Below are 20,834 nucleotides of genomic sequence, written 5' to 3'. Positions count from 1 at the left end.
CGCCGCCATCGGTGATAATACGCCCCTCGTTGTTAATAATCGGGTTTGGCATGAATCACTTATCGCCGCCAGCGGCAAAACCACGTAAACGCCCTATGAAGCTCGGCACCACGGTCACGCTGATGGTTTGCAGCGTCACCGGATCGGTTTTGTTACTGGCGTGCGCGCTGTGGTTCTGGCAGATAAGCAATGCCACGCGCGATGGCGTCAAAGAGACAGCGCTGGCCGTTGCCCGCACCCTCGCCGATGCGCCCGAGGTTAAGCGCGGTTTGTTGCTGCCGCCCACCAGCAACGTTATCCAGCCGCTGGCCCAGGCCGTCGCTGCGCGTAACGACCTGCTGTATGCCGTGGTGACCAATATGCAGGGCATCCGGTATTCGCACCCGAACGCGGGGATCATTGGGCAAAACTTTATTGGCGACGACCTGCTTCCGGCACTGAAAGGCAAAGAGAATGTGGCGATTAACCACGGCGTGCTGGCCCCGGCATTGCGCGTTTTTACGCCCGTCTACGATGAGCGATACCAGCAAATCGGCGTTGTGGTGGTGGGTATTTCGCTGAGCAAGGTGGACGAACAAGTCAGCCGCAGCCGCTGGGCGGTGATGTGGACACTGCTGTTTAGCGCCTTTATGGGCGTAATCGGCGTCTGGCAACTGGTGCGGGTGTTGAAACGCATATTGTTAGGGCTGGAACCACACGAGATTTCCGCCCAGTTTAAGCAACGCCAGGCGATGTTGCAGTCCCTGAAAGAAGGGGTAATTGCTGTTGATGCCGACGGGCGCGTGACGTTGCTTAATCATGCCGGGCGGCGGATGTTGCTCACCAACGCGAGCGGTTCAGCGGGGCATGAACCGTTACTGGCGGATCTGCTCGACGTGCTGCAAACCGGCGTGCCGATTTATGACCGCGAGTTAGGTTGCAACGGCCTGCTGCTATTGAGCAACACCGTGCCGGTGCGCAGCCAGGAGAACATTATCGGCGCAATCAGTACTTTCCGCGATAAGACTGAGGTCAGCCAGTTGATGCAGCGCCTCGACGGGATGGTCAATTATGTCGATGCCTTGCGAGCCACCTCGCACGAATTCATGAACAAGTTGCATGTCATTCTCGGCCTGTTGAATATGAGACGTTACGACAAGCTTGAGGAATACGTGCTGCAAACGGCGCAGAATTACCAGAGCGAAATCGGTGCGATTCAACATCGCATTAAATCCCCGGTCGTGGCGGGGTTCTTGTTAGGGAAAATCAACCGGGCGAAAGAGCGCGGCTTTACGCTGGCGCTGGCGGATGAGAGCCTGGTCCCGGATAACCCGAACGAGAAGCAGGTGACCGTGTTGGTGACCGTGCTGGGAAATTTGATTGAGAACGCGCTGGATGCGATGAGCGACCAGCCGGAAGGCGAAGTCAGCTTGCTGCTGCATTATCAGGACGGCTGGCTGGCGGGAGAAGTGAGCGATGACGGGCCGGGCATTGCGCCGGGCGATATCGACGCGATTTTCCGCAAAGGCTTCTCCACCAAAGGCGATAACCGGGGTGTTGGGCTGTTCCTTGCCAGCCAACAGCTTACCGAGCTTGGCGGCACGATTACCGTTGAGTCCGAACCCGGTGTCTTTACCCAATTTTTTGTCCATCTCCCCTGGGATAGTGAAAGGAAGACCGCGTGATAAATGTATTAATAGTTGACGATGATGCCATGGTAGCCGAGCTGAACCGCATGTATGTGGCGCAGATTGCCGGTTTTCAGTGCTGCGGCACGGCGTCGACGCTACGCCAGGCCGAGGAGATGATTAACGATCCGTTACGTGAAATCGATTTAGTGCTGTTGGATGTCTATATGCAGCAAGACAGCGGCCTCGATTTGCTGCCAACGATTCGCGCCAGCGGTCGCGCTATCGATGTGATTATGATCACCTCGTCTGCCGATGCCGCCACTATCCAGACATCGCTGCATTACGGCGTGGTGGATTATTTGATTAAGCCGTTCCAGTTCCCGCGTTTTGAAGAGGCGCTCACCACCTGGCGCGAAAAGCGCAAACTGATGGATGCTCACCCCTATTACGAGCAGTCCGACGTTGACCGCCTGTTGCACGGCGGCGCACCAGAAGTGGCGGATACGCGGCGGCTGCCGAAGGGGTTAACGGCGCAAACCCTGCGCACTATTTGCCAGTGGATTGATAGCCATCCAGGGATTGAATTTTCAACGGATGAGCTGGCGAGCGCCGTGAATATTTCGCGCGTTTCGTGCCGGAAATACCTGATTTGGCTGGCGCAGATCAATATTCTCTATACCACCATTCACTACGGCGCGACTGGTCGCCCGGTGTACCGTTATCAATTGATTGCTGAGCAGTACGGCCTGCTTAAACAGTACTGTCAGTAAGCCGGTAGCTGTCGTCGAGAGGGGTAAAACGGAACTGGCGCTGTGAGGAAAGGATAATGTCGCGGTTTTTGGTGACGAAAATCGCTTCAATATCATCGCGTTGTTTCAGCAGCGCACAACCTTTTTCGACGCCAAGCCCGAAGATTAGCGTGGTCCAGATATCGCCGTCGAGGGAGTCGCTTGAGATGATCGTGACGCTGTCGAGTTCGTTATCCAACGGGTAGCCATTGCGCGGGTCGAGGATATGGTGCCAGCGTTTACCATCCTGCTCGAAATAGCGTTCGTAAGTCCCGGAAGTCACCACCGATTTGTTAACCACTTCGATCGAACCCACCAGCGCGTCGGCCTCAGCAAACGGTTTTTTCACCCCAATTGACCAGTTTCCCTGCGGCGTTCCAAGGGTTTGCACGTTACCGCCGAGGTTGATAAGCCCATTGTGGATGCCCTGCTGATGCAGATAGTCCCGCACTCGATCAGCGATAAACCCTTTGGCGATCGCGCCAAGATCGATCTCCATGCCCACCTGCGCCAGGAACACGCTCCCGGCGGCCTCATCAAGAATAACGTCCTGCGGACGTGTGATGCGCAGCCGCGCGGCAATTTCCTCAGCGGGCGGGACGCAATCGCCTTTAAAGCCGATGCGCCAGAGTTTGACCAATGGGCCAATAGCCAGGTTGAACGCGCTGTTGTGCACCATGCTGGCGGCTTTGGCGCATTTGATGAGTTCGAATACCGGGCGACTGACAACCACAGGATGCCGTCCTGCGGCGCGGTTGATATCCATGAGCTGGGAATCGGCGCGGTTTACGGTGAACAGGTCTTCGTAGCGTTTGATCAGGGCGAAGACGCGGGACGCGAGGGTTTCATCGTGGGTAAAGAGTTTGAGCAGAATGGGCGAACCCATCAGTACAGCAGAGTAGCTCCAGACACGGTTATCGGACATCGCCTACTCCTGTTGATTGCCTGATGGCGCTTCGCTTATCAGGCCTACCAATCTGCAAATCGGGTTTGAACCCTGTAGGCCGGATAAGGCGTAGCCGCCATCCGGCGATGGTTTATTCATGCTGGTTGCCTGATGGCGCTTCACTTATCAGGCCTACTAATCTACAAATCTGGCGCGAACCCCGTAGGCCGGATAAGGCATTTGCCGCCATCCGGCGATAGTTTATCAATGCTGATTGCCTGATGGCGCTTTGCTTATCAGGCCTACGGGTTTGTAGGCCGGGTAAACGCTGTGCCACCCGGCAACTTGTTACCGTTTGGCGCGCATTGCTGCCTGGTGACCCGCCAGAGAACCGAAAATGATGATATCGGCCACGGCATTACCACCGATACGGTTGCCGCCGTGGAGGCCGCCAACCACTTCGCCCGCCGCATACACACCAGGGATCACCTGATTTTCGGTGTTCAACACTTCAGTATCGGTGGTGATGGTGACACCGCCCATCGTATGGTGCACGCCCGGCGCAATTTGGATCGCGTGGAACGGACCTTCGTTAATCGGGGCGCGCAGCGCGGTTGTACGGCCAAAGTCCTCGTCGAGCTGTTTTTCCACAAAACCATTGTAGCGTTCAAGTGTTGCGAGGAACGCGTGATAATCGATACCCAGTTTATCCGCCAGCTCACGCGGTGAACTCGCACTGGTCACCAGACCGCGGGCAATGTACTCATCCGCTGCTTTGTTTTTTGAACGAACATGTTCGTCAAACACGATATACGCGTAATGTTCCGGCAGCGCGATAATCGCCGCTGAGACTTTATCGCGGGTCGACATCTCGTTGAAGAAGCGGTTACCCTGCTGGCTTACGAGGATACCGCCGCCACCACGAATCGATTCGGAAATCAGATACGAGGTATTTTGTTCTACTGTCGGGTGAATCTGAATTTCGCCCATATCGACAGTACCAGCCCCCAGACGCTCCAGCAGTGCGATACCCGCACCGGTCGCGCCTTTATGGTTGGTGGTCACGAAACCGTCCAGATCCGGGCGATATTTTACTACCATCGCACTGTTGGCGCTAAAACCACCGGTTGCCACAATCACACTTTTCGCCTGTACATTGACGGCTTCCTGCTCGTCAGTGAGCAAACGCACGCCACGCACTTCGCCTTGTTCGAACAGAATGTCTTCAACCGAGGTATCCAGCATTACGTCGATGTTACGTTTGGTGACGTTACGCACCAGGCCACTAATCAGGTACCCGCCGACGGCCGATCCATCGCGCGGACGGTGTGTACGGTCAATACTCATCCCACCAGTGGTGGTGATGTCGTTAAGCATAATGCCGCGACGCGCCAGCCATTCGATGGCTTCCGGCGCATTTTCCACAAATCGACGCAGCAGTTGCGGGTTGTTTTTGTTACCGCCGCCTTTCAGGGTTTCAGCATAGAAAAGATCTTTGCTGTCCTGAATGCCTTTCACACGCTGGAAGCGGGTTTCCGCCGCGTTCATGCCTGCCGACGCTTTGATCGTGTTACCGCCAATGGTCGGCATTTTTTCGACAATCAGTACGCTGGCACCTTCGTCATGAGCCTGAATAGCCGCTGCCAGACCCGCACCGCCGCTACCGACCACAACAACGTCATAATTCTTCGGCGCACTGACATCGCCGCCCTCTTCCACGACGCGTGCTTTGCTCGATTTAACCATCGCTTTCGAGACGGCTTTTTTGACCGCTTCGCTCTGGCTGGTCGCGCCGGAGATCGCATCAACATGCGGGGAGTTCGCATCCAGAATGCGGCCACGAATCTCGTCGAAGCTACTGGTGAATTCAACGTTTCCTATCGGGCCGGAAGCCAGTTCAATATCGACAATGCGATCGGTTTCCAGACTCACGTTGATCACTAATTCGTTGCTGTCATCCTGCACGGTTTCAGCAAACATTCCCGGTTTGAACTTCGCCGCGCCCATGCTCATGTCGCGGATCATCGCTTCCACCAGTGAGAAACGCCACAGCGGTTCCGGGATTTGCAGCGCTTCACGCTGCGTGCTGTCGATAAACAGCTCCAGATTTTCGCCATTAGCGATGCGCTCAGCCCAGTCCGGATAAGCGATGCAGGCACGGCCCACGGCAATCAAATCATAGCCGTGATCCAGCCCTTCTTCAGCGTCAGCGGCGTTGACGACACCGCCCACGCCCATTACCGGGATCTGCGCCAGCGCGTCAGAACGCATTGCGCAATATTTCTCAATCAACGGCGTTGGGTCGGTGGTGTCGTTGATGGATGGACGCAGCGCCGCGCCTAAGGAGAAGTGCATATAGTCAACACCGCGCGCAGCCAGTTTTTCCAGCAAGAACATGGTGTCTTCAAAGCGGATGCCGGGCACTTCCAGCTCTTCCGGCGAGAAACGGTAGCCGATGATAAAGGCGTCGTCGGCGTACTGACGCGCCATTTTATGGGTGATATCCAGCACGGCCAGCGGGAACTTCGCGCGGTTATCGCGGCTGCCGCCCCACTCGTCATCACGCTGGTTTGAATTCGGCGAGAAAAATTGTTGGATCAGATAGGTGTTTGCGCCGTGAATTTCGACGCCATCAAAACCGGCCTGAATGGCTCGGCGCACGGCCTCACCGAACTTCCCGATCATCCCTTCCACTTCGGCAGTCGTCAGCGCGACCGGCATCGCTGCACCTTCACGCGGCGCAGCTATGGCACTTGGCGCAACCGGCGTACGACCGCCGATCAGTTTTGGTTCAACCATGCGGCCGCCGTGGTAAATCTGCAGAATCGCTTTCGAACCTTCGGCTTGAATAGCGGCAGCGATTTTCGCCAGGCCCGCTATTTTTTCATCATTATCAATGCCGATGGCACCCGGAAATGCCAACCCGAGATCATCGACAAAACAGCATTCAACAATAATGGTACCGATGCTACCTGCGCGGGCACGATAATATTCCACCAGCTCACTGCTGACAGTACCGTCGAAATAACCTGTGCAGGTGGTCATAGGTGCCATTAACAAACGGTTTTTCAGTTCCGCGCCATTAGGCAAGGTGAAAGGGCTGAGAATGCGTTCGTTGCTGGTCATAATAAAACTCCACATCTAAAATTGAAAAATTTGAATTCGGTGACGGATTTATTTTTCGTTTTCTTTTTAATCCTGGCGTCGTGTATTTAATATACCGCGAATTCTATTTACTAAATTAATTACGTTAGTTATAAAAGTATTTAACCCCCTTAATAACACAGCTACCTCCACTGTATTATCATTTTTGAATATTGTATTTACAGATATTTAATTACCGGTAACATTGCGATTACTTTTCTTTGTACCTTTAGTTTTTGCTTATACAATACAAAATTATAATTATCAGTAAGTTACAACAAAAACAGGCGAAATGAGATTTTTTATCAGCTCCATTATTTAACATTTAATCTCAATTTGTGAAATTAACCACATAATTCATTGTGGGTATTCTTTATATTAAAAAAAGGACTACTCTTTTCTTTTTCTTGATCTCAATCAAGAGTATTCTCGAGTGGAAGAGCAATATATAAAAACACTCAGATTTTTTATTTATCGCCGTAAAAGTTGCGTTAAGTAACCGCATACGGAATAAGAAAGCGCGATATTAATAACTAAAGTAACTTTTGAAACTAAATAAATCGCAAATCTATTCCATTGCACATCCGAATTTTTAACTACTTGTAGATGCTCACTATGAACGAGAAAACAACAACTTCACCCTCTGCCAATGCAGATAGTGCAAAGGCCGGAAATAAAAACCGCCTGATAATGATGGCGCTGCCTATTATCGTGGCCGTCCTCCTGCTGTTTGTTCCGGTGCCGGAAGGGTTACCGCCTTTCGCCTGGCACTACTTCGCGATCTTCGTCGGCGTCATTGTCGGCCTGATCTTCGAGCCGTTACCGGGCGCCGTTATCGGTATGACCGGTGTGGTGGTTATCGCGTTGTGTAGCCAGTGGCTGCTGTTTAGCCCGGAGCAACTGGCGGACCCGAAATTCAAGCTGGCAGGCCAGTCCTTTAAATGGGCGGTTAGCGGTTTCGGTAACTCCACCGTCTGGCTTATCTTCGGCGCGTTTATGTTTGCCGCCGGTTACGATAAGACGCAGTTCGGTCGTCGCCTGGCGCTGATTCTGGTGAAATACCTTGGCCGCCGCAGCCTGACGCTCGGTTACGCCATCACCTTCGCCGACCTGCTTCTGGCACCGTTTACACCATCCAACACAGCGCGCAGTGGCGGGACTATCTACCCGATCATCGCCAACCTGCCGCCGCTGTACGGTTCTAAACCTAACGATCCGAGTTCGCGCCGTATCGGTTCCTACCTGATGTGGGTAGCGATAACCGCGGCTTGTATCACCAGTTCAATGTTCTTGTCTGCGCTGGCACCGAACCTGCTGGCGCTGGCGCTGGTGAAAAGCATCGTGGGCATTAACATTTCCTGGGGCACCTGGTTTATCGCCTTCCTGCCACTGGGTATCCTGTTGATTCTGACCATGCCACTGCTGGCTTACATTTTTTATCCACCAGAAGTGAAAGTGAATGATGAAGTGCCGCTGTGGGCGAGCCGTGAGCTGGAAAAACTGGGCAAGATGTCCCGTAATGAAATCCTGCTGCTGGTGTTTGTCTGCTGTGCGCTGCTGATGTGGATTTTTGCCGCCGACTTTATCGAACCGGCACTGGCTGCCCTGCTGGTTGTGGTGCTGATGCTGTGGACCGGCGTGCTGACCTGGAACGACATTACCAGCAACAAACCGGCGTGGAACACTTTTGTCTGGTTCGCCACCCTGGTGGCACTGGCTGACGGCCTCTCCTCTACCGGCTTTATCGCCTGGTTGGGTAAAGAAGGCGGCCTGCTGATGGCCGGTATTTCTCCGGGGATGGCGACTATCGCCCTGCTGCTGGCGTTCTACCTGCTGCACTATCTGTTTGCCAGCACCACTGCGCACACCACCGCCCTGCTGCCAGCGATGCTGACCATCGCCGCCACTATCCCGGGCATTAATATGGAAGTCGTCGTGCTGGTACTGTGCACCTCGCTCGGTGTGATGGGCATAATCACTCCGTACGGTACAGGCCCAAGCCCGATTTACTACGGCAGCGGTTATTTGCCGACGAAAGACTACTGGCGTCTTGGCACTATCTTCGGTGCCATCTTCCTTGCCGCCCTGCTGTTGATTGGTTATCCGTGGATTACCATGATGTTCTGATTCACAACCGTCGGGTTCGCCCGGCGGTTTTATTTTTATGGAGTAAAGAGCTATGTCGAACAAACCTTTTGTTTATCAGGACCCGTTCCCGCTGGCGAAAGACAATACGGAATATTATTTGCTGAGCCGCGAACATGTTTCCATCGCCGATTTTGATGGTCAGGAAGTGCTGAAGGTTGAGCCACAAGCATTGACGCTGCTGGCGCAACAGGCCTTCCATGACGCCTCTTTCCTGCTGCGTCCGTCTCATCAGAAACAGGTTGCTGCGATCCTGGCCGACCCACAAGCGAGCGAAAACGACAAATACGTTGCTCTGCAATTCCTGCGTAACTCGGAAATTGCCGCGAAAGGGATTCTCCCGACCTGCCAGGACACCGGCACGGCAATCATTATGGGGAAAAAAGGTCAACGCGTATGGACCGGCGGCGGCGATGAAGCGGCGCTGGCACGCGGCGTCTATAACACCTACACCCAAGATAACCTGCGCTATTCACAGAACGCCCCGCTGGATATGTACAACGAGGTGAACACCGGCACGAACCTGCCTGCGCAGATTGATCTCTATAGCGTGGATGGGGATGAGTATAAATTCCTGTGCGTTGCGAAAGGCGGCGGTTCAGCGAACAAAACCTATCTCTATCAAGAAACCAAAGCGCTGATCACCCCGGCTAAGCTGAAAAACTACCTGGTTGAGAAAATGCGTACCCTCGGTACCGCGGCATGCCCGCCGTACCATATCGCCTTTGTGATTGGCGGAACGTCCGCAGAATCCACGCTGAAAACCGTGAAACTGGCTTCCACGCGCTACTATGACGGTCTGCCGACCGAAGGCAACGAGCACGGCCAGGCGTTCCGCGATGTGCAACTGGAACAGGAATTGATGCAAGAAGCACAGGATCTGGGCCTGGGCGCCCAGTTTGGCGGCAAATACTTTGCTCATGACATCCGCGTAATTCGTCTGCCGCGCCACGGCGCATCCTGTCCGATTGGTATGGGTGTCTCCTGCTCTGCCGACCGTAATATCAAAGCGAAGATTAACCGCGAAGGGATCTGGATTGAGAAGATGGAGCACAATCCGGGCCAGTACATACCGGAAGAACTGCGCCAGCAGGGCGAAGGTGATGTGGCGAAAATCAATCTAAATCAGCCGATGAAAGAGATCCTCGCACAGCTCTCCGCATTCCCGGTTTCTACGCGCGTATCGCTTAACGGCACCATTATCGTGGCGCGTGATATTGCCCACGCGAAACTGAAAGAACTGATTGATAACGGCGAAGAATTGCCGCAGTACGTGAAAGATCACCCGATCTACTACGCAGGCCCAGCAAAAACGCCGGAGGGTTATGCGTCTGGTTCACTTGGCCCAACCACCGCGGGCCGTATGGATTCCTACGTTGATCTGCTGCAATCTCACGGTGCGAGCATGATTATGCTGGCGAAAGGTAACCGCAGCCAGCAGGTAACAGATGCCTGTGCTAAACACGGCGGCTTCTATCTGGGGAGCATTGGTGGCCCGGCGGCGGTACTGGCGCAGCAGAGCATTAAGAGCCTCGAATGCGTCGCTTATCCAGAGCTGGGTATGGAGGCTATCTGGAAGATTGAAGTGGAGAACTTCCCGGCGTTTATCCTGGTGGATGATAAAGGCAATGACTTCTTCCAGCAGATCCAGAACAGACAGTGCACAGGCTGTAGCCAGCGCTAAATGACAAAAACCCCCGGAGAGGAAACCTGCCGGGGGTTTTTATTCACGATTCGATTAGGCGTATTACCTGTCCATCAACATTCATCATTTCAATCGCATCCCCTTCTCTTCAGCGATTTTCACGTATCGTTTATATAGCCTTAGATGAGTGTTACTTCTGCCATTGCGCAGGTTGGTTGACGAGGATCTTTTTACCCTGCGCCACAATGAGTTCTGGTGGCTGGTAATTGACCCGATAGGTGACATTGCCGTTGCTGAATTCGGAACCAACAACGCGGTTGTCGCGACCCCGCACCGTTTTGCCCTTCAGGCTGATCATAGTGTTATCGCTGTTTCGCACGCCGGTGTAGAGCATGTCATCGCAGGGCGTACTGAACACGCCACAGTTATTGCGGATAGCAATAGTGAATTTGCTGGTACTCAGCAATCGCGCGGCAGCGCCTGCATTGGCGTGATCTTTTACGAGGTGATAAGACTCCGGTGCATAGTAATTGCCCTTTGCCGGTGGCTGAGTAAGCTGCCATTGCATCTTTTCTCCATCGACAACCAACGTTGCTTTGCCATTTTTTCCACCGAAAGTGGAATCAAAAGTGATGGTGGCAACATTGTTTTTGGCCTCACCAGAGAGATTATTCTGCTCTTCATCAGCGCAATCGATGCGGTTACCGCCCCGGGTAATAAAACAATATGAGCCGGTGAGTTTATTATTCTGCTGCAAGAGTTTGAGGCTGAATGTTGATGTGAAATCGTCATCCCCTTGCCATTTGCCGGAAAAGAGATCGGCAGACTGCGCAGGCAATGTCTCGAATGTCTTATCATCAAACTTGCTCGCCCACTGTTGGATATCGCGATTAATACCTTTCTCGGCGCGGTTTGTCCGGTAGTGAATCATCTTTTCGCCCGGTAATACCCACGCGGCAGACAACTTGCCATCCGGATAGATGACGAAAGCAGACGCGTTTTCTAACGCAAGGTGCTGCAAGAACCCTTCAACAAACAACCCGCCGTCTGCCGTATGATGTGGTTCACCATAAAGATCGAAATTAAGAATGAAGTCGTCGTACTTATCGCCCAACAGTTTCTTGAGTTGTGCTTCTACTTCTTTGTTCGAAGTAACACCTTCAATGGTTTCTAATTTGTCATATTGATTGAGATGAAGTTCTGCTGAAATAGCAAAGGATGAACCGAATAATAAGCAAGCCAAAAAAGCAGGAAGCAGTTCGCTTTTATCAGGGTTGATACGATGCATATTGTGGATTCGTTCCTTAGAGTTAAATATATTAGTATTGCAATTAATAGATTATGGCCTTACTAAAATCCAAATGTAAATTTGGATAAAGGTTAGAAGTCAATGCAGAAATAATATACTTACTACCTGACATTATTAAAGCGAAATAAGCTCGTTGTGAATAAATAACTTTAGCTATTTCAGTACACATAGCGGCATGTAACCTCAATAATTACCCTCAAGCGGTAGCATTACTTAAAACCCTTTAAATAACATCAAGTTTGTTTTTGGGTATTATTTTTATATGACCTGCTTTGACTGGTGAGCCATTTTTGGCAGCTTGTTTACAGGCTATTGTACTTTTGCTTTCGAGTAGTTCCAGGTTATCTAAATATTTCCCACTGGAGGTTTGATTTTGGCTAATAATTAGATAGATGATTTTAAACCCAGTTTTTCACTTAAACAAATAGGACATGCGCTGCAGAGATACCCTGACAACTTATTAATAACCAATCTATCATTCATTTTTTTATTAGTTTTATCTCTATCATATAAAACAATGCCACTCCTTTCTTCTATGCCAAGAGTTTTCAACAATTCCAAGTCAACAAATAGATGTTCTTTTGCCATATGCTCATCAGGCATGACAATCACTACCTCTACCACACCTTCAATAATTACGTTTCCCTCTAATGCTTTGCTTATATTTTTTGAGACCGTAACATCTCGAGCAACAGAATGAATTGGGCATAATGAAAACATAACCACCTCTTATTTTAATAATTTCAAAAGAAACTTCATTTGCGCGCCAGGTTCAGTAGGAACCTCTACCCCTCCACTTCTTAAGACATCACAGACATGTGTCACGCAACTTTGATTTTTAAGATCATAAATAGGTCCATTTTTATCTAGCACCCCACCCAAATATTTAACGGCTTCATCAGCTTTCGGCAATTTAAGTTCGGCCATTTTTGCTGCTGGAGGTAAACGTTCAAAACCGCGAGTGGTTATCATTGTTAATTCTCCCGGCGCTCCTGCTTGGTGTGTATGTAAACTCATGCCATTAATCTTCACTTCAACAGAATAATGACCAAATCTATTATTCCGTGAGCGATTGTCATGCCAGTGGATTATTGCTGAACCAGATTGATGTCTAATATTAGACGTGTTGTTTCCTGAATGTATGTTGGTATTAGAACATTTCCGCTGGCTCAACCCCCACGGGTCCACCCACCCGAGCGCATTTGGCGCGTATTGGTAGAGGTTTATCCCACCTGCCAGACCTATCGGATCCTGCTGAGTAAATCTGCCGCAGTCCGGGTCGTAGTAACGAAACAGATTGTAGTGTAAGCCCGTTTCACGATCCAGGTACTGCCCCTGCATGCGCAGATTCTGGGCGTATTCCGGCGCGCGCAGCTGAGGTTCGCGCAACAGTTTACCCCACGCGCTGTTTTGCCCTTCCCAGCGGATCTCCCCTTCGGCATCGGTCAGGCGCTCCGGTGTACCGTTTGGTTGGCAGTGGAACCAGTAAATTTCCGGATCGTTAATGCCGTCAATGCGCGCCAGCGGATCATGGCTCGTCTGGTCGCTGTAGACATACGTCAGCGGCACATTGTCGTGGATTTCCTGCAACAACCGGAAACCATCCCAGACAAAACGCGTGGTAACAGTGCGGCCGATCGCCTGGCCTGCACGCATCTGGCGCCGCGTTTTACTGATACGTCGCCCCAGCGGATCATAGCGAAAGCTGACCTGCACCTGCGGCTTATTACGATCGCGAGACTGACTGATAACATCCGTAAGACGATGCTCGCCGTCATAACGGTAGTGCCAGCACGTCTGACCGTTATCCTTTTCTACGGTGCGCCCATGGATGTCATACCGCCAGCGGATGCCATTCAACTGTGTCACGCGATTGTGCTGAACAGCTTGCTGCAGCGGATTATCCACCGGGTTACCTGCGCCGTCCCAGCGCCACTGCTCCTGGCCCGGCAGCGTGCCATCCTGTGTTAACAGACGTCCAGCATCGTCATATTTCCAGCGATACCAGTTGAACGGATTATCGTCGCGCTCTTCACGAACCAGGTTATTGCGATGATCGTAATCCCAGCGGCGTGACCAGCGGCGCGGCGCCGGGCGCTGCGCATTACCAGTAAAAACATCACGATGATGCAGCCGCCCGAGACGATCGTAGTCGCTGCGGGTGGTCAGCAGTCCTTGCGTTCGGCTCACTTCGCGGTGCAATGTATCGCGGCTGAAATCACTGATCGGCAGGTTATCCAGCACGATGCTCAACAGATGGCCGCTGCCGTAATAAAAATGTTTTAACGCGCGTCCATCAGGCAACTGCGTAGACGTGCGATTGCCCAGCGCATCGTAGCGCCAGGCCAGGGTTCCATTTTCCCCCTGCTCCCCCGTCACACGTCCAAGCGCGTCAAAAGTGAAAATAATTTCTTGCTCGGCTTGCGTGCTCCAGCTGTTTTCATCAAGTTGCGGATGCTGGCTGATGCGCTCAGGAACCCCTGTCGCAGACCAGTGCCAGCGCGTCTGCCCTTCCGGCGTTGTCCGCGCGAGCAGTTGCCCGGCCGTACTCCAGTTGAAACGATGCGTTATCGCTTGCGGATGATCGGCGGCAAACGTGCGCGTCAGCGTGCGTCCGCAGGCATCATAGGTATAGCGGCTTATGACACCATCCAGCCCCTGCTCTTCCAGCAACAGAGAATCCGCCCCCCAGCGGAACTGATAAGCTTCGCCGTTCTCATTATGCAGAGCGATAAGGCGTCCGCGGCTGTCCCAACTGCGGCGGATCTCCTCCCCCATGCTGTTGCGTGTCGCAACCAATCGGCCGGTCGTGTCATAGCGAAATTCACTGCGACTACCGTCCGGCGCTTCATGCTGCGCCGGAAGACCTTGCTCGTTCCAGACCAGCGTTTCCTGCCAACCTTCCGCCCGCTCCAGTTGTACAGGGCGTCCTGCGGCATCGTAGTGGTAGCGCGTCTCTTCGCCATCTGCCGCCTGGATGGACTGCAACCAGCCCAGAGGATGATAGTGATAACGCGTGACATGCCCGGAGCAATCGGTTTCACGGATGACCTGACCTGCGTCGTTATACTCCTGCTGCCGACGGTTTCCTGCCGCATCAAACTCTTCAATAACCTGACCAAATTCATCGCGTCGCCGGACTGTTGCCTGCCCGAGGGCATCCACGGTACGCGCCAGGCCGAAATGTTCGTCGTAATAAAAGCATGTTGCGCTGCCGCCGGGTTCGGTAATCACCGCAGGCAGCGCGCGGTTCTGCAACCAGTGCGTGAAACGAGAGCGCCCTTCGGCATCGGTTTCTTGCACCCGATTACCCATCTCGTCATAGACGAAGGTCATCGCGTGGCCAAGCGGATCAACACGGCGAGTCAGTTGCTCATCGTCATTCCATTCAAAGCGCCAGCTCTCACCGCGCTCATCAACGAAACGCACAATCAACCCCTGTGTGTTCCAGTAATGTTGACGCGCATGGCCGTCATAGTGCGTAACAGTGGTTAAACCGGCATCGAGATCGTAGGCAAAGCGGCAGCCGTCTCCGGTATTTGTGCGGTTTTCGATCACTCTCCAATGGTCAAACATCGCCCAGCGATATTCGCTCTCCAGCCCGCTGGCTACGCGGTGCCAGACCATCAGCCCATCATTGTTGTAACGAAATTCCCGGCGGACAATCTCTGTCGCATCGGTCACCGTGGTGAGTTGCCCGCGCGCGTCGTAGCCCCAGCGCATCAGCGGCCAGTGACGTTCACCGTCAAAATGGCTGGCAGATGTTATCCGCTCAGGAAAACGGTCATCCTCATACGCCAGCGACACGTCTATAGCACAAGGCGCATCGTGAATGCGCACCAACCTGCCATGCTCATCCCAGCCGGTTTCCAGCGCGTTGCCGTACTCATCGCTGAGCGATGCCAGCCGCAGAATCGCGGGGTTTTCCCGCGTCGGCTTAAACAACCGCCAGACCGCGCCGTCATCATCAGCGATGGCAATATCACCCGCTTCGTTGCGGCGGATGATTACCCCTTCGCTAATGCTGTATAACGCGCTCGTGACCGAAGGCAGTTCGAAACGTAATTCACGTCCGGTTTCATCGAACCAGGTGACCTCTTCGCCGTTCAGAGCCAGGTAGCTGTCAAAAACGGTCGCCCAGCCGAGGCCAAAAAGCCCGACGCGTGTGGTCAGGCTGTTGTAACTACGCTGAAATTGGAGCGGAAAACGTCCTGGCAAGACAAAATCGAGTTCATTTTCATCGTTAAGGACTTTTACACCTGTTGCGGCATGCACCGGGTGCGATGAGCCAAAAACAGCATTAACCGCCATATCCGCCAGCATGCCGCTCCCCGCAGAAGCGAGTGCACAGGGCATATTTTTAAGTATTTTTCCGGGGCGACCACGGACCAAAGAAAGCGCGATCATCGCGACCGCCAGCCCTGGCACTTTGCCGCTTTTGATATCACGTACGGTGAGGGTGTCGCCGCCGATAATCACGTTTGGCGAGACGTCATCGGAAATGGCCGCTTCGCAGGTGGTTTTGTCTTTCGCCCTGACGGCGGGCTGCCCGTTGATGAATACGCTTTTGGAACCCTGCGCCAGGTATTGCGGACCCGCGTGTTTGTCGCAGACAACTTTATCCTGTTCCAGCGGCGAGGTTCCGGCGTCCACCGAGCCCACCGTTGGCTGCCACATCTCACTGCCAAAATGTTTCGCCCCTGCAAGTAACACCCCGGCGTAGTCGGCAAAACTCTCCGCCGATTGCGGCTGCGCGGGCGGCGTTTCGCCGGAGGTTAATTCCCCGGCAGCCCGCGCTGCCAACTTGTTGTTGGTCAACACATTCGATGAGCCGGTAACAATGGTTCCCGCAGGAGAAGGAGGGAACAATGCGTCGCCAAGGCTATTGGCTGCATGACTAATGTCATCCGTGATCCCGGCGACATTGGCGAGGATGCCGCCGACAATGCCGCTCAAAATACAACTTGAGCCGATAGAGGCCACACTGGCAGCGGCGGCACCTGCGCCCAACAGCGGCGCTGCGGCGGTTGCGGCAAATGCCACTGCCGAACCGATCGCCGCATAGGCTACACCTTCCGCGACCAGGCTTGTGATATCGGCGAAAACGCTGGAGTGAATAATTTGATCGCCCTGGCGGGCGGCGTGTTTGTCGCTCATGCTACCGATTCCGTTATTCGTGCAGCTTCAGACTTTGTTTGATGGCGCTCCAGCGGGCGGAATCTTCATCCGTGAAGGCGCGCAGAGCGGAAAGAGTAAAGATCATCACCACCGCAGCACCCGGGACCTGAACGGCAAACTGCTTTTGCCAGATTTGCTGATCGTTACGGACGAATACCGTTTCCACTTCCACTGCGCGGGTTTTATTGTTTTGCCCGACAAGTACGCGCTGAAATTCGCTTTGCGTGATCTCGCCCATCTGCGAACGCAGCACGTCCCACTGGCGATGGAATTCTTTTTCAAAGTCGCTGCCGTCAGGGATCGCCCCACGGCTGACAATAAGCGATAGACCGCTTTCCTCATCGCGAAGCAGGGTCATGCTGGTGTCCTGCCAGTTGGCAGAAAAAAGAGAGAAGGAACCTTCCTGGAGAATATATTCCATAATAGAAACCTATTGCTGAGGTGTAGAAATCAATAAAGAACTGCAAAGAATAAGAATGACCTCACCGCCAGAAAATAAACTGGCGGCAATTTTTAGCAGCGAAATATTATGATTCGTAGTGCGTCATGGTGATGGAGCTAAGGCACTTCCGGTTTAACGCCGGGAAACCGAACCCCCATGCAAGATTATTGTCGTCACGTGTGGTGAGATAACCGAATGTTCTCCCTGGCAATTTTGCACGAGGCACGAAACGCAGGGTCGCGTCTGGAAAGTGGTCTTTAACCTCTTCGAGCGTAATGCATTGACCACTAACAGAAAAAGATACCAATGCAACTGTACCATCGCCATTCGCTCGAAGACGCACATCCAGATCACTGATCGTTATCCCGTCACTCAGCGTAAAAGGCGCAGACGTAAAACGATCATTCGCCGTCGGTGTAACAGGAACCAGCGGCTGGTCCAGGAGGGCACTGACTGCATTTACCTTTTTACCCCATACCGACTTCAATGCCTTTGTAATCTGCCACAGAGAATCATGGTTCATATTTTTTTGTTCCGCATGCGTAGTAAAAGTAAAAACAGAAGAGAATAGAAGCGCCGACAGATTTATTACCATCCTATTGGTCATACTGACTCCCATAATAATCGTCATATTTTTGAACGGTTCCAGAAGCAACTTCGTATTTACCTACAACCTTACCAATGGCTTGCATGGCATCGTTACGGGATATTTCACCACTGACCATTTTGTCATAGGCTTGTTTGTAAGCTGCTTCAGTTGCATCGCTGCCTGCGGCGACACCAATATCTATACCCCCATTGGCCAGGATCTCCCGCTGGATTTTGATGTTATTCAGCGTCGCGCCGCCCTCATCCATCAACTGACTATTAATATAATTTTCACGACTGGAGAAATCCGGCGTGACCGGATACATCGCATGGCCTGCTTCGTGCGCCAGCGTTTCGACTGTTTCATTGGTCGTCGCCATATGCTCGGGATCAATGACAATTAGCCTATTTTCTCCAATGGCGTAGCTACCGCCCCCCGCCGCCCCCGGCTGGATTGCCCAGTCCTTCTGCTTTAATTCTCTAAGCTGTGTCTGAAGCGTGGGTGATTTATTGATTTGATTAATGGTGTCTTCATCAAATGGCATTATTTGAGAGCTCGTCGGATCATTTTTATAAACATAATCGCCTCTCAAAGGTGGTGGCGCTGTATATTTTGCGACCGGCTTTTGCGCGACTGACGGTGCCGCCGTTGCAACCGGCGCAGCATGTTTAACACTGCCTTGTGGCGCAAAAAATCCCTGAACCGCCGTATCAATATCCCCTTTATGCCCCGATCCTGGCGCTGCCGTCGGGGCTTTTGCCCCCGAACTATTCAGATGCAGCTTGCCGCCCGTAGTGATATGCCCATCTTCTTCAACAAAGAAGTTAAAGGATTTACCGATCAGATTAATTTTTCCGTTCGCGTTTAACTCAATAGCACTGTCGCCGGAAACCAGGCGAAGTTGCGTGCCGGAGGCGAGAATAAACTGCTCGACTGCCGCATCCAGTTTGCCCTTGCCGGTCAGGTTTTCTGTCCGCCCTTTCACCGCCCGGGTTTGGTTCGCTTCGACACGATGCAGCTCATTTTTACGCACATAGTGGCTGTGATTGCTGCCAATTGAGCGTGAAGCGTCATTTTTAACGTGCACGTCCATATTGCGTTCGGCCTGGATCCACACCTGCTCTTCCCCGGCTTTATCTTCAAAGCGCAGGGCGTTGGCGTTATCCACCGAGCCATCTTTCGAGCGGCTGAGAAAGCCCATCTGTGTGGCGGCGGCGGGCAACGACCACGGTGGCATGCTGGCTTCGTTGTACACGCGCCCGGTCACCACCGGCCTGTCCGGGTCGCCGTTGATGAAATCGATCACCACTTCATCCCCGACGCGCGGGATTTGCACCCCGCCGAAACCCTGACCGGCCCACGCGCTGGAAACACGTACCCAGCACGAACTGGTGTCATCGCCCTTCGCCAGACGGTCCCAGTGAAACTTCACCTTCACCCGGCCGTATTTATCCGTCCAGATACTCTGCCCTTCCGGACCGACCACCTTCGCCGTCTGCGGCCCGTAGGTTTTCGGCCATGCCGTCATCACCGCCGGGCGGAACACCACTGATGACGGAATCACCGTGAAGTCGATGCGGTGCACCGTTTCACTGTCGCTGCCGCTGGCGTAGCGGTTCTCCTCGAAAAAGTAGTTCGCTTCGGTGGTCAGGTATTCCCCGTTATCGCTGAGGAACGGGGCGTTATACAGCGCGAAGGTGTGGCCCGGCGCCACGCCGATGGCCGTTGCCGTGGCCTGAATCTGCTGATGCTCCACCTGCCAGCGCTCCTGGCGGATACGCGCGTAATACTCGCCGTGGCCGTGCTCAACAAATCGGCCCGGCCAGTCGTAGACATCAATGCTGCCCGGCTGCGGTGAGGAGGGATTCTGGCGGGCCTGGAACAGCCAGGCATTGGGTTTGCGGAAGTCGTAGTCGTCGAGGCTGTAGATGCCGGGTGTCACGTTGTCTTCCGGCGCCCACTGGCTGATGCCTTCCTCGTCGGTGCTGCCGCCGGAGGGGGTCTGATGATAGGGGATGGTTTCGTAGCCGCTGAAGGGCGGGTGTTCGCTGGCGGCATCCGTCAGCACCATAATGTGACGGTCGGCCTCGTGGCGGAAATGATAAGCGATGCCTTCAAGCTCCATCAGGCGGCTGATGAAGTCCAGGCTCGATTCCTGGTACTGGACGCAGTAGTCCCACACCCGGTAGCTGCCCGTCAGCCTGTCCTCGGTGTTGACCAGGTATTCGCCGAGCAGCGTCTTGACTATCTGCGGAGCCGTCTGCCCCTGGAAGATGCGCAGGTTGCGGTCGCGCTTCATCGGCCAGACATCCGGCTCCACCGTCAGCCGGTACACCGCGTAGCGCGTGCCGGAAAGCTCGGTGGCGCTGACCGCCACGCGGGTGATTTTACCGTTGAGATACCGGCTGCTGCCGGTCAGCCCCTGCGCGGGAATGTTCACCGTCACCGGCTGGCCCAGCAGCTGGCTGCGGTCAAGACGCGCATCCGTGCCCAGCACAGTCAGCGCCAGCGTGAACGGCTCCGACAGCGCCTCGCGCCCGGAGAGTTTCCAGAAACGCAGGCCCTCTACCGGCAGCGTTACCGATATTCTGTTTTCCATAACATTGAGTCCGTAAAAAAATAATCACCTGAAAGCGCACTTGTTCATGTCTGTGCGTTTGTTTTTTGAGTGTAAAAATTGCTGTGTGGTCAGTGCTTATTAAGGTGCCAGCATCAGTACCTTGAACTGGCTGGGGACAATACGCATGCCAATGGCGTTGGTGGAGTTTTGCAGGCTGATGCTGGTTAAGCGTGTGGCCGGCGTGCCTTTAAGCAGCACAGTGAAGGCACCGGTCAGATGGCGCGAAGGCCCCATCACCGTGCCGGACGCGACACCGGTTGCCACGCCGGGGTTGTCCCCGTTGGTCAACGGCGTCACCGTCGCCATATTGTGCGCCGGCATCCCCATAAACAGGATATTGAGCGCGTTAGGAATGGCGGTCGGCCCAAGCGCGATATCCGGATAAGGAATCGGCGTGGGCGCTGGCATCGGTGTCAGGCAGACATCCGGAAACGCCAGATCGACACCCATTAGCTGGCAGTTGGCAAACATCTCGTCT

At 53.5% G+C, this 20,834-nt stretch carries 13 protein-coding genes; 4 read left to right on the top strand and 9 right to left on the bottom strand.

Annotation, left to right across the window (positions count from 1 at the left end; genetic code table 11):
- Positions 1 to 50 precede the first annotated feature (50 nt).
- Positions 51 to 1,664, top strand: a complete 1,614-nt coding sequence (locus AAEY27_RS10095) for a sensor histidine kinase (RefSeq protein WP_342325092.1) — start codon at positions 51 to 53, stop codon at positions 1,662 to 1,664.
- Complete coding sequence (dcuR, locus tag AAEY27_RS10090) at positions 1,661 to 2,380, top strand: two-component system response regulator DcuR (RefSeq protein WP_342325091.1); 720 nt, start codon at positions 1,661 to 1,663, stop codon at positions 2,378 to 2,380. Before AAEY27_RS10095 ends, dcuR begins: the two co-directional genes overlap by 4 nt.
- On the opposite strand, the gene AAEY27_RS10085 is transcribed toward dcuR, so the two are convergent.
- Positions 2,361 to 3,323 carry an FAD:protein FMN transferase gene (locus tag AAEY27_RS10085; RefSeq protein ID WP_342325089.1) on the bottom strand — a complete coding sequence of 321 codons (963 nt, stop codon included), beginning with the start codon at positions 3,321 to 3,323 and terminating at the stop codon, positions 2,361 to 2,363. The genes dcuR and AAEY27_RS10085 overlap by 20 nt on opposite strands.
- A gap of 309 nt (positions 3,324 to 3,632) precedes the next feature.
- Positions 3,633 to 6,410, bottom strand: coding sequence for a flavocytochrome c (locus tag AAEY27_RS10080; protein ID WP_342325087.1), 2,778 nt, complete (start codon positions 6,408 to 6,410; stop codon positions 3,633 to 3,635).
- Between the two features lie 633 nt (positions 6,411 to 7,043).
- Between AAEY27_RS10080 and AAEY27_RS10075 the strand changes: the two genes are divergently transcribed.
- Both AAEY27_RS10075 and fumA read left to right on the top strand, forming a co-directional pair.
- Positions 7,044 to 8,555 carry an anion permease gene (locus tag AAEY27_RS10075; RefSeq protein ID WP_342325085.1) on the top strand — a complete coding sequence of 504 codons (1,512 nt, stop codon included), beginning with the start codon at positions 7,044 to 7,046 and terminating at the stop codon, positions 8,553 to 8,555.
- 52 nt (positions 8,556 to 8,607) lie between these two features.
- Complete coding sequence (fumA, locus tag AAEY27_RS10070; protein WP_342325084.1) at positions 8,608 to 10,257, top strand: class I fumarate hydratase FumA; 1,650 nt, start codon at positions 8,608 to 8,610, stop codon at positions 10,255 to 10,257.
- Between the two features lie 151 nt (positions 10,258 to 10,408).
- Here fumA and AAEY27_RS10065 read toward each other — a convergent pair whose 3' ends face one another.
- The 7 genes from AAEY27_RS10065 to AAEY27_RS10035 form a co-directional block, all read right to left on the bottom strand.
- Complete coding sequence (locus tag AAEY27_RS10065) at positions 10,409 to 11,506, bottom strand: hypothetical protein (protein ID WP_342325082.1); 1,098 nt, start codon at positions 11,504 to 11,506, stop codon at positions 10,409 to 10,411.
- A gap of 405 nt (positions 11,507 to 11,911) precedes the next feature.
- On the bottom strand, positions 11,912 to 12,247 hold the full coding sequence (locus AAEY27_RS10060; RefSeq protein ID WP_342325080.1) for a hypothetical protein: 336 nt from the start codon (positions 12,245 to 12,247) through the stop codon (positions 11,912 to 11,914).
- A gap of 9 nt (positions 12,248 to 12,256) precedes the next feature.
- Positions 12,257 to 16,684, bottom strand: a complete 4,428-nt coding sequence (locus AAEY27_RS10055) for an RHS repeat-associated core domain-containing protein (protein ID WP_342325079.1) — start codon at positions 16,682 to 16,684, stop codon at positions 12,257 to 12,259.
- Positions 16,685 to 16,697: 13 nt separating this feature from the next.
- Positions 16,698 to 17,126: a DcrB-related protein gene (locus AAEY27_RS10050; RefSeq protein ID WP_342325078.1), complete on the bottom strand. Its 429-nt coding sequence runs from the start codon at positions 17,124 to 17,126 to the stop codon at positions 16,698 to 16,700.
- Between the two features lie 106 nt (positions 17,127 to 17,232).
- A complete protein-coding gene (locus AAEY27_RS10045; protein ID WP_342325077.1) occupies positions 17,233 to 17,754 on the bottom strand; it encodes a hypothetical protein in 522 nt (173 codons plus the stop codon).
- Complete coding sequence (locus tag AAEY27_RS10040; RefSeq protein ID WP_342325076.1) at positions 17,744 to 20,335, bottom strand: type VI secretion system Vgr family protein; 2,592 nt, start codon at positions 20,333 to 20,335, stop codon at positions 17,744 to 17,746. The genes AAEY27_RS10045 and AAEY27_RS10040 overlap by 11 nt, the downstream gene beginning before the upstream one ends.
- A gap of 99 nt (positions 20,336 to 20,434) precedes the next feature.
- Positions 20,435 to 20,827: a DUF4150 domain-containing protein gene (locus tag AAEY27_RS10035; protein ID WP_342325075.1), complete on the bottom strand. Its 393-nt coding sequence runs from the start codon at positions 20,825 to 20,827 to the stop codon at positions 20,435 to 20,437.
- Between the last annotated feature and the right edge of the window lie 7 nt (positions 20,828 to 20,834).

It is taken from the genome of Kosakonia sp. BYX6 (genome assembly GCF_038449125.1).
In the GTDB taxonomy this organism is placed as follows: Bacteria; Pseudomonadota; Gammaproteobacteria; order Enterobacterales; family Enterobacteriaceae; genus Kosakonia; species Kosakonia calanthes.
The sequence above is the reverse complement of the archived record's forward strand: the minus strand, read 5'-3'. Positions and strand labels throughout refer to the sequence as shown.